General features: G+C 61.1%; 3 protein-coding genes. 1 reads left to right on the top strand and 2 read right to left on the bottom strand.

Annotated features, from left to right (window positions below):
* Together AC1DU9_RS28335 and AC1DU9_RS28330 are read right to left on the bottom strand one after the other, a co-directional pair.
* The coding region (locus AC1DU9_RS28335) for a peroxidase family protein (protein WP_477811134.1) at positions 1-9541 on the bottom strand (9541 nt) is incomplete at its 3' end.
* Between the two features lie 298 nt (positions 9542-9839).
* A complete protein-coding gene (locus AC1DU9_RS28330; protein ID WP_223462576.1) occupies positions 9840-10184 on the bottom strand; it encodes a hypothetical protein in 345 nt (114 codons plus the stop codon).
* A gap of 72 nt (positions 10185-10256) precedes the next feature.
* On the opposite strand from AC1DU9_RS28330, the gene AC1DU9_RS28325 reads away from it, so the two are divergent.
* Positions 10257-11753, top strand: a complete 1497-nt coding sequence (locus AC1DU9_RS28325; protein WP_477811133.1) for a sensor histidine kinase — start codon at positions 10257-10259, stop codon at positions 11751-11753.
* The last annotated feature ends 190 nt before the right edge of the window (positions 11754-11943 follow it).

Raw genomic sequence — 11943 nt, 5'->3', positions numbered from 1 at the left:
CGGTCACCACGTCCCCAGCGTCGGTGACTTCGTAGATATCGTTGCCATCACCGCCGGCCATCGTGTCGGCACCAAGACCGCCGATGAGCACGTCATTGCCCGCGTCACCATTGATGATGTCGTTACCGCCCAAGCCGTTCAGGATGTCGTTGCCAGCACCTCCGCTGGCAATGTCGTCGCCTGTCGTGCCGGTCCAGATGTCGACACCGGCGGTACCGACAAACACATCACCGACCACTGTCGTAGCGGCAGAGGTGACTCGCTCAAGTGTGCCGAGGTCATCGGTGTAACTCGCAACGATACGCAGTTGCTGACCGACCAGTGTCGGGGTGAGCGCGAGGGTCGTGCCCGTCTCGCCGACGATGTCGGCAAAGATCGCACCGTTCCCCGCCTGCCACTGATGGGTAATCACCGAGGTCGTGGTCCCGTTGGCGTCGGTGAACGCATCCGTGGCGGTCAAGGTCGAGCCTTCCGTCGGGGTCGTGTCGCTGATCAGCACCGTTCCGACCGGCAGGAAGTTGACGGTGCCGGTACCGGCCGCCGTGATCGGTGCGGTCGGCGCCGAGAACACCTCCTCCAGCACGCCATTGGCGTCCTTGTAGACCGCCCTGACGCGCAGAGCCAGTCCGGTTGGCACGACGAGTTGCGGGATAGCCGGCACGGCGCCAATGAGGGTCGCCGGTGGTGGGACCCTGAGTTCCGTGCCCACCGTGACAGTCAGACCCTCCGCGCGCGCGACCTCGCCGGCGGCAAAGAAGGTGATGTCTTCGAAGACGCCCGAGCCTGGGCTTGGTTCGAACTGCCAGAAGAAACTGATGGGGCTGGTGATCGCGCCACCGGTCGCGGTATTGTCGGCATCAGAGATGTCTGCCGCCGATACCGTCAGCGTCTGGCCGACGGCGGGCGTGGCATCGTCGATCGTCAGCGAACCGACTGGCGCCGAGTTCAAACCGCCAAGCACAATCGCCTGATCGGTGAATTGCAACCGCTCGATATTGCTGAGGGTGTCGATCCCGTCCCTGCCAGCGACACTGTCGGTGACCGTAACGGTGCCGTTGACGTTTTCGACCACGGTGTAATCCGCAAAATTGCCGGAGTACAGCGCCGTATCGAAGTCGGGACCGGGCGCCGTCAGAATCTCGCGGACGACCTGGAGCTGACCGGGGTTATAGGTGCCGTTCAACATCAGCGGGACCAGCGGTGTCATGTTGTCGAAGCTGGCGATTTCCGGCCCGGTGCCATCGATGTTCTGCCGCACGCTGATGCGCACGTTGAGCCACTTGTCGCCGTCGATCAGATCATCGCCGACCCGGCCTTCGATGACGTCGCTGCCGGCACCACCCAGGATAATGTTGCCCCCGTCGAACTTATCGTCGGCCGTCCCCCCGATACCGTCGGCACCGAATCCGGCGCTGCCGACGAACGCCCGCAGACCACTGATGAGGTCGAAGTTGGTGAGTACGCTGCCCGTGGCGCCAGCAATAGCGAGCGTTACCGCGGTGGAATCATCGCCAGTGAGAAAATCGGCGTGTGCCGATCCCGACAGCCCTTCCACCAGGTCCAACCGGGCAAGGATCGACGCAGTTGAACCAGGCACCTGCGGCTGATCGAAGAAGCGCAGACTGGAGTTGAGGCCAATGGTCACGCCGACCGGATCGTCCTTGTAGGTCGCCCAGTCGTAACCGGAGAACCCGATGAAACGGTCCGCCTCGCTAGGGCTGCCGATCATGATGTCATCACCGCCTTCCCCGTCGAAGTTATCCGGTCCGCCATCGCCCATGAAGACATCGTTGCCAATGATCGGATCGTTGCCGAATGGGTCGAAGTTGTCGCCGGCAACGCCATCGGCGGATCCGCCCTGGATCCAGTCGTCGCCTTCACCGCCGCGCGCGAACTCGTTCGCCTTGCTGCCGAGGATGAAGTCGTTGCCCAGGCCGCCACTGCTGTCGGCCGCGTCCTCGCCGGTGATGATGAAGTCCTGGCCGGCCTGGCCGAGGATCAGGTTCAGGCCGTTGCCGCCCTGGATGACGTCGTTGCCGTCCTCGCCGTGGATGACGTCGTCGCCGCCGATGTCGGTGATGATGTCGTCACCGGTACCGCCAAGGAGTTGGTCGTTACCGTAGCCGCCATCGATCCGGTCGTTACCGGCATCGCCATAGACCGTGTCATCGTCCGAGTCGCCGGCAATGAGGATATCGTTGCCGGCTGTGCCGCCGAGCACGACCGTATCGGCACCGGTGTAGTGCAGGTAGTTGGTATCCGGGCCCACTGTGCCGGGGTTGTCGCGGATCACCAGCGGTGTGAGGAAGTCACTGCGTGGTGAGCCAATCGGATGGTTCGACGGTCCAAAGGGATCGGCGGTGACTGGCAGATCATCGATCGTGCCGACGATGCCGTCGGGCCCGGCTACCACACTCGGGTTGTACTGACGCGTCTGGTCAATTTCCAGGGTAAAGGCCGGCGTCAGGAAAACCCTGGCCGAGAGGTGTGTTGCGTCGGTATTGGCCATGACCAGATTGGCGAACGTGTTGTTCTCAAGTTCCGCGCCAAAGTCCATCGAGGCGGTGCGTTCCAGATAGTAGAAGCGGTCTCCGTCCTGGAGTTTCTCCATCTGGTTCTCGAAGACGAAGTTGAAGGTCGAACCGAGCATGCCGCCAAAGGGCATTTTCTCCTCGGCCAGCCCGCCAACCCAGAAATCGACACTGTCCAGGCCGGTGATGGTCACGTCGTCCGCGGTGTTCAGAATACCGTCCGCACCAGCGGTGCTGGCCCAGGCACCTGTGCTGTTGAGGAAGTCGACACGGTCGGCCGGTGCAGTCGCGCTGCCTAACACCAGGTCCGCAGCCGCGGCGCGCTTGTCCGCCAGCGTGATGGCGCCGGTGATGGTCGAGTGTGTGCCGTAGGCGGCGATGAAGTTGATCAGCGATTCCGGATGTTTTATGTGCTGCACGAAATCGGCCCAACTGGTGTAAGGCTTGAGCTCTGCGTCGCCAGTAGGCAGATAGAACTCCCGCCGCGCCGCGTTCAGGGACGGAATGCCGGTATCGCGGCCGCGCGCCAGGTTGATGGCAGGCAGATCGAGCGGCAGGCCGAGCAGATTGTTGCGCAGGGCTTCAGTGACGAACTCGTCAATCTCGTTGCCTACCTGACGGGTCACGCCGCGCACGATGGCACCGGCCGCCTGTTCCGGGGTCGGACCGCTGCCCGCGAACGCGATCGGGTTGAGGAAGGCCTGAATCAGCCCGATATCGCTTGAGGCGAAGTTCGGATCCAGCCGGTCGACCTGCTCCAGCAGCATCGAGTGCCCGAAACGATAGACGGTGTGCGCGAACTCGGCAACGATGCTCGGATCGATCGCAGTGTCGTACACCTGGCCCGGGGCGAAGAAGGGATCGACCATCGGCTGGATCGTACGCGCGAACTCCTCGAACACCAGGTGCTGGTACTGCATCTCGGTGCCGAACTTCGCGGTCTGGAACAGGCGCTCGCCGTTCCAGTCAAGGGTCGTGGTATCGACGGGAACGGCAGTGACAGGCGTCAGCAGCCACTCGTTCAGGAACGACACGTCGCCGCTTGCCGCTGTCGCCAGGACCACCGCCATGGTGTGATCGACCAGGCGGTTGTGCTCATGGTGGAAGATGGAATGGACGGTGGTCAGACCGATGTTCTCGTTGACCCGGCCGTCGCCGGCAATGTAGTGCGCGTCCAGCAGTTCGTTGTCGTAGAAGCCCGGTGCAGGCGTACCGCCAACAACAGTGTCCACATCGGGCAGGAGTGCTGCGCCGGTCACGTCGTCGATCGGAACGGCGGTGTGCGCGATGTCGTTGAGGAAGGCATGACCGGTGCGTACGGCATCGACCAGGCTGATGGGCGCCGCCGGATTACCTTCAACGAGCACATCGTCGGCCGTGCCGGCAATGCCGTCCGGGCCCACCATCACCACCTGAGGAAAACCGTTCGGACCCTTGATGAAATTGCCGTAGGCGTCGGTCGCCAGCAGTGGCACGTTGTTGAAATCGGCATCGGTGAGATTGATGCCGAGCAGGTCATGAGCTTGCGCCTTGACTACCTTCCAGGTTGCCATGCCACCGATCCCGACGTCGTCGGCCGTACCGAACACGCCATCGGCGCCCAGATCACGATTTTCGATCAACTTGCCGGTGGCCACCGGATCGCCCGCTGCGTTGAGCTCATAGGCACGCAGGAACACCTGGTGCGAAGGATGCGAGCKGTAGGTCTGGTTCTGGTCGACAAACGGCGAGGTGGTATTGGTGTTCTCGTGGATGTCGTCGGCCGTACCGAGGATGCCATCCGGGCCGGGCAGATTGGTGGCGCGCGTCAGCACCATGAAGTTGGTCGGGCTACCGGGCACGAACAACGGGTCATCCGGCTGCAGCGGAATGAACACGGTGCCCGAGCCGCCCTTGGTGACGAGGTCCAGGCCATGGTCGAAAAACTGGCCGAAGAAGGTCATCCATTGGTTGAAGGGCGCGGTCAGGCCCGCGTCGGGACTCACGTTCGAGTTGAAGAAGGTCTGGAACGTCGTGCCGTCGGTGCGGGTTCCGGTAATCACCTGTGAGCCGACTTTCAAGACATCGTCAGCCGTGCCAAGGATGCCATCCAGCCCCGGATCGAAGGTAGCCGCGACCGCTGCCGGGTTGCTGGCGGTCTGGTCGACGATCAGGTTGCTGATGGTGCGCGGCTGCGAGTCGTTCACCAGGCCGCTGGTCTGGAGGTAGCTCGTGGCGGCGTCGGCCGTGCGGAAGTCCGGAGTGGTCAGGCGCGGGAATACGTTATCGGCGGCACCGAACTCAGGATGGAGCAGGTTGTTTTCCGTCCCTTCGACCGTGCGCAAACCGTACGGCACCCGTATGTTCGGCAGCAGAGAAACCATGTTCTCACCCGCCGCGTTGTGTTCCGCGATCTTGATCTGGTCAAGGATGAACGCCAGGTCCGATTGCGTGTAACGCACACCGTTGCTGGGGGCAGTGGTCTGCGGATCGATCAGCGAAGGCGCCGCTGCGGGGGCCGGCGCGCCGGCAACTACGGCCGTGGTCGGTGCCGAGAACACCTGTTCGGTCACGCCATTATCGTCCGCATAGAAGCCTTTGACGCGCACTGCCAGGCCGGCAAGATCCGCCGTCACCGTGAGAGTGGGCGCGTCCGCTCTTGTAAATCCGAGACCGATGCGGCCTGGCCCGAGGATGATGTCCTCGAAGACGCCCGAGCCCGGTGCCAATTCAACCTGCCAAATGTAACTGATGGAATTGTTGATCCCCCCACCCGCGTTGTCGGCATCGCTGATGCCTGCCGCCGACACGGTCAGCGTCTGGCCAACGGTCGGTGCGGTGTTATCGACCGTCAGTGCGCCCACAGGCTCGGCGTTGACCCCCTGCACGAGGACCACTGCCTGATCGGAGAACTGCAGCCGCTCGATGTGGGTGAGACGGTCGGTTTCTTCATTGCCGACATTGTCGGTCACGGTGACGACGTCGGTGGCGACGAGATCGAGGGGAACGGCGGGATCGACGACGATGCCATTGACGGCGATCGTGTAGTTCGCCAGAGGGCCCATGAAGTTGACGGTGTCGAACGCAGCCCCGCCTACGGATGTACCGGGCAGGATTTCGCGCACGGCGACGAGCTGGCCGGGATTGAAGGTGCCGTTCAGCATGAGCGGGATCAGGGGCTCCATGCTGTCGAAGGTGGCGATCTCCGGCCCGGTGCCATCGATGTTCTGCCGCACGCTGATGCGCACGTTGAGCCAACTGTCGCCGTCGATGAGGTCGCTACCGCCAAGGCCTTCGATGATGTCGCTGCCATCGCCACCGAGGATGATGTTGCCCGCGCCGAACTGATCGTCTGCGGTACCCACGATGCCGTCGGGGCCAGCAGCAGCGGCGCCGACGAAGGCCCGCAGGCCGCTGACGAGATCGAAGTTGGTGAGGATGCTGCCCCTGGCCGTGATGTTGGCGATGATGGCTGCGTTTTGGTTGTCGCCGCGCAGGAAGTCGGCGAAGGACGACCCCGACAGGCCCTCCACTTCCGCGAACCGGTCATAGATCGCGTCGGCCGATTGCGCCACCGCGCCCACGATATTGCCCGCGGCATCGGGCACCGCGTGATAGGGACTGAAGAACGGGGTGACCATGTCGACGGTCACGCCGAACTTGTCATTCTTGTAGGTGGTCCAGTCGAACCCGGACATGCCATCCATCTTGTCCTGAGCGTCGCTGGCGACGAACACTTCGTCGCCGCCCTCGCCGATCATTTCATCGAATCCGCCTTTTCCGATGAAGATGTCGTTGCCGGGCACATCGTCGGACAACGTGGGGCTATTGTTGTCGCCGACCGCACCGTCCTGGGTGCCCCCCTCGATCCAGTCATCGCCTTCGCCGCCCTGCGGCGATAGGTTGACTTTGGCGCCGAGGATGAAGTCGTCGCCCGCGCCGGCGAAGGTCATGGTGATGTCTTCGGTGGTGATGATGAAGTCTTTGCCAGCGCCGCCGAAGACCAGGTTGTTGAGGCCGAGGGTCGAGTTGCCGGCCTGGATGACGTCGTTGCCGTCCTCGCCGCGCAGGGTGTCGCTGCCGCCGATGTCGGTGATGATGTCGTCGCCGGCACCGCCAAAGACGTTGTCGTTGCCGTAGCCGCCGTCGAGGCGGTCGTTGCCGGCGTCGCCATAGACGGTGTCGTCGTCCGAGTCGCCGGCAATGAGGATGTCGTCGCCGGCCGTGCCGCCCAGCACGACCGTATCGCCGCCGGTGTAGTGCAGGTAGTTGGTATCCAGGCCCACTGTGGCGGGGTTGTCGCGGATCACCAGCGGCGTGAAATGGTCAATCCGTGGTGAGCCGATCGGGTGGATCGACGGGCCAAAGGGGTCGGCGTTGGCGGGCAGATCGTCGAGCGTGCCGACGATGCCGTCCGGGCCGGCCACCACACTCTGGTTGAACTGGCGCGCCGGGTCGGTCTCCAGGGTGAAGGCCGGCGTCAGGAATACGTTAGCCGACAGGTGTGTTGCGTCGCTGTTGAGCATCACCAGATTGGCGAACGAATTGTTCTCCAGTTCAGTGCCGAAGTTGAGTCCCGCGGTGCGCGCCAGATAGTAGAGGCGGTCACCATTCTGCAGGTTTTCCAACTGGGTTTCGAAGACGAAGTTGAAGCTCGAACCCAGCAAGCCACCAAAGGGCATCTTCTCTTCGGCCAGGCCGCCGATCCAGAAGTCGACGTTGTCCAGGCCGGAGATGGTGAAGTCGTCTGCGGTGTTCGGAATACCGTCCGCCCCGGCGTTATTCGCCCAGACACCGGTGCTGTGCAGGAAGTCGAGACGGTCGATTGGCGCGGTCGCGCTGCCGAACACCAGGTCTGCAGCCGCGGCGCGCTTGCCCGCCAGCGTCGTAGCGCTAGTGATGGTTGAGTGCGTGCCGTAGGCGGCGATGAAGTTGACCAGCGATTCCGGGTGCTTCATGTGCTGCACGAAATCGGCCCAGCTCGTGTAGGGGGTCAACTGGCTGTCGCCGGTCATGTGGTAGAACTCGCGCCGCGCCTCGTTCAGCGACGGGATGCCGGCGTCGCGGCCACGCGCCAGGTTGAGGGCGGCCAGGTCCAGCGGCAGGCCGACCAGGTTGTTGCGCACCGCGTCGGTCACGAACTCGTCGATCTCGTTGCCGACCTGGCGGGTCAGGCCGCGTACGACGGCGCCTGTCGCCTGCTCAGGGGTAGGGCCGCTCGCAGCGAATGCCAGCGGGTTGAGGAAGGCCGCGATCAGGCCGGTCTGTTGATTGCCCGGGGCAGTCGGATTGCCGTCGCCGACGACGTTGAAGTTGGCATCGAAACGATCGACCGTCTCCACCAGCATCGAGTGACCGAAGCGAAAGACCGTATGCGCGAACTCGGCGACGATCGCCGGGTTGATCGTGGTGTCGTTACCCATGGGTGCCAGGAAGGCGTCCACTTGCGGCTGGACGGTGCGCGCGAACTCCTCGAACACCAGGTGCTGGTACTGCATCTCGGTACCGAACTTGGCGGCCTGGAACAACCGCTCGCCGTTCCAGTGCAGGGCCGCGATGTCGGCCGCCGTCACCGGCAACGCCGTCAGTTGGGCGTCGGGCATCAGCCACTGGTTCAGGAAGACGAGGTCGGCGGAGGCCAGGACCGTCGCCTTGGTCTGATCAACCAGACGGTTGTGCTCGTGGTGGAAAACGGAGTGAACGGTGGTCAGGCCAATGTTCTCGTTGACGCGGCCATCGCCGGCGATGAAGTGCGCATCCAACAACTCGTTGTCGTAGGTGCCGGGCGCTTGCGGGCCGCCAATGACAGTGTCCGCATCAGGCGTCAGGCCGCCGGTCGGATCGGCGCTGTGGGCGATGTCAATGAGGAACTGGTGACCGGTGCGCACGGCGTTCGTCAGGCTGATTGGCGCGGCCCGATCACCCTCGACGAGTATGTCATCGGCGGTGCCGGCAATGCCATCCGGACCCTTCATCACGACTTGCGGAAGGCCGTTGGGGCCCTTGATGAAGTTGCCATAGGCGTCGGTTGCCAGCAACGGCAGGTCGAACACATCCGCATCGGTCAGGTTGATCCCGAGCAGATCATGGGCCTGGGCCTTGACCACCTTCCAGGTGGCCATGCCACCGATTTCGACGTCGTCGGCGGTGCCGAACACACCATCGACACCCAGGTCACGATTGGTGATCAGCTTGCCGGTGGCGACCGGGTCGCCGGCGGCGTTGAGCTCATAGCCGCGCAGGAATACCTGGTGCGAAGGATGCGAGCTGTAGGTCTGGTTCTGATCGACAAACGGCGAGGTGGTGTTGCTCTGATCGTGGATGTCATCGGCGGTGCCGAGGATGCCATCGGCGCCTGGCAGATTGGTGGCCCGCGTCAACACCATGAAGTTGGTCGGGCTACCAGGCACGAACAGTGGATCGTCGGGCTGTAGCGGAATGAAAACCGTGCCGCTGCCGCCTTTGGTGACCAGGTCCAGGCCGTGGTCGAAGAACTGGCCGAAGAAGGTCATCCAGGCGTTGAAGGGCGCGGTCAGGCCCGCGTCCGGCGTGATATTAGGAATATTGAAAACGGAAACGTCGTCGGCGGTGCCGAACAGGCCATCCAGACCGGGGCTGGTGACCACCTGTGAACCCGGGTTGGCCGCAGCAGCCGCGACCGCCGCCGGGTTGTTGGCGGTCATGTCGACGATCAGGTTGCTGATGGTGCGCGGCTGCGAGTCGAAGACGGCACCGCTGGTCTGCAGGTAAGAGGTCGGCGTGGTTCCGCCAGGATCGGCGGGGCCGAAGAAGCCGACCGGTTGGACCTGCGCGGTATTGAACACCGGTGTCGTCATGCGCGGGAAGATGGTGTCGGCGGCGCCGAACAGGGGATCGGCCAGGTTGTTGCCGAAGCCGGAGACAGTGCGCAGGCCGAAGGGGACTTCTACGTTCGGCAGCATGTCAACCAGACTCGCGCCTGCCGCATGCCGTTCGGCGATGAAAATTTGTTCGAGAATGAATTCGAGATCGGACTTGTTGAAGCTGGCCATGGCTGTTTCCTCGATGCTTGACTAATCAGGAAACCACACGCTTAAAACACGGCTGCAAACGCGTGGCTTAGTGTTGAACCCCATAAACAAAAAACAGAAATTGAACGACGGGACCTGATTTCACGGCCATACGAAGCCCTTACTGAATCGCGTGCGATCAGCAGTGCTCAACTGAGGATCAATTCCCCATGACAACCGTAACTACAGGCTGGTATTGCGCCTCAAGGAGGCGCCGGCCCATGAACACGGGTTGGATAGATGGCGTAACTTACTAATGGCCCCGTCACGTATCGGGGCTCTATGCATCTGTCCATATGGCTCTCTCAGGCATAGGGGGCTTGTCACAGATGCCACACATCCAGCGATCAGAGTCATTGGCCGGAATACGCTGGCGAAGATCGCCATAGTCCGGGAGTTCCTGAGGGGTGATGGCACGGTTCTGCGTCCATGCGGCTTCGTCAACAAGCCTTTTATCCATGAGCAAACTGGCATCGACTACGAATTGACTAGTCTGTATTGGAGACGGGTTCAACACGCCTGATGGCGGAGTCAGGAAATCAATACTATTGGTAATAACCCCCGGCTGCTTTTGCCGGAAATAGCGATTACCCGGATTGATCGAGAATCTTTTTAATCTATTCATCGCCCCTCCCGCCCTCAACCTCGAATGCTAGCTTTACACTCCATTGAAAATGAGTATTGAGGTGCTACCCGGATGTGTACAGAGACGAAAGCCCAGTCAAATTCTGAGACCTTGGTCAAAGAATCGGATCAGACCTTGGTCGAATCAGACGCTGGCCAAACGTCCAGTGACGCAGTGCCCGGGAGACAGATCCCCCTTGCGAAACTGCGCCATTTAAGCCGCTCAACCCAGTTCGTAATCTGCGCCACAGTAATTCTGGGTTTGACCATGACACTCGTTGGAAACCTCGTAAGCCAGAGTATCGAAGATGCAACGGTTCAAACGGCGGCAGAGACGGGGGCGCGTTATATGCAGAACTTTCTCGAACCTTCTGTCCAGGGATTGACCACTGCCAAAGAACTCCCCGATGAAACGATTCGGACCATCGATCAGCTGCTGTCCAGCACCTCGCTCAGTACACATGTTGTCTCGGTGAAGATCTGGCTTCCAGACGGCACGATTGTCTACAGCACCGACAAATCCACGGTCCAGAAAAAATTTCCGACAGAGGAGATCTCACAGGCGCTGACAGGCAAGATCTATACAGAACTGGACAATGATCTTGAGGATGATACTGACGATGCGTTTGAGCGAAGCCTGAATATTCCGTTCTATGAAATTTTTGCTCCACTGCGCGAAACGGGTACTGGAAAGATTGTTGCGGTGGGTGAGTTCTACGAAACCGCGCAAGCGCTACAGCGCGAAATCAATAACGTTCGCCAGAAAGTATGGGCGATTGTTGGTACGGCAACGATGGCCATGCTTTTGCTTTTATTTTTTATCGTTCGGCGTGACGACAAGATCATAAAGCAGCAGGAAACAGCACTTAAATTGCGAATGCATGAGCAAGCCAGGTTGCACTCAAATAATGCCGCCCTTCAGCACAAAGTCACTACAGCCAATCGCGAATTCTCAAAAATCAATGAACTCACTCTTCGTCGGATCGGGGCAGATCTTCATGATGGTCCTGCTCAGCTGTTGTCACTTATTCTCCTTCGCCTTGAAGAGCTCGAAGATTCGCAAGGCGCCTCGGATGGGGAAGTCCTCGAAATGATCAGACGTGCCGGCGAGGATGCTTTAAACGAAGTGCGGGAAATTTCACTCGGCCTGGCACTTCCGGAAGTCAATGATCTGAGCCTGCACGATGCACTGGTGTTGCTTGCCCAGCGGCACGAAGAGCGAACCGAGACGCGAGTCGAACTGGAGCTTGATACGCTTGCGGACGATGTACCGGCAGCGCATAAAATTTGTATTTACCGCTTCGCCCAGGAAGCATTGAACAATGCCTATATTCACGCCGGAGGAAAAGGCCAAAAACTCAGCGCTTCTCACTCCGAAGGGCTACTGCAAGTGCAAGTCGAGGATGCAGGAGTGGGTATTCCAAACGAGAAACCGAGCGTGCCAGGTCGAGGCAGGACTCATCTGGGCCTTGTCGGCATGCGCTATCGCGTCGAATCCCTCGGCGGAATATTCATCATTGAATCGGCGCCCCATGCCGGAACCAAAGCCAGGGCGCAGTTCAAAATCTGATCACCCGTACCAGAATGATCGTCGCACCCAAGTGACCGCAAATGCTTATGGCCCGTTATTTGTCTAGCCGTTGTCATTCAAGTCGCGGCGTTGAAGAGCACTACATAAGCCAGGTATATGGTCACTCTCCCAATGCCGTCTCACTGCTGCGACTGCCTGCGTCCGGTTACGAACACGTAGGAACACGTAG

The sequence above is a fragment of the Pseudomonas sp. P4_C1 genome, from assembly GCF_056402155.1.
Note: the sequence above shows the minus strand (reverse complement) of the source record. Positions and strands in the feature narration are given on the sequence as shown.

Bases quoted from the DNA above. Each gene is read 5' to 3' on its own strand.
- AC1DU9_RS28330 (WP_223462576.1), bottom strand. From the start codon at position 10,184: ATGAATAGATTAAAAAGATTCTCGATCAATCCGGGTAATCGCTATTTC.
- AC1DU9_RS28325 (WP_477811133.1), top strand. From the start codon at position 10,257: ATGTGTACAGAGACGAAAGCCCAGTCAAATTCTGAGACCTTGGTCAAA.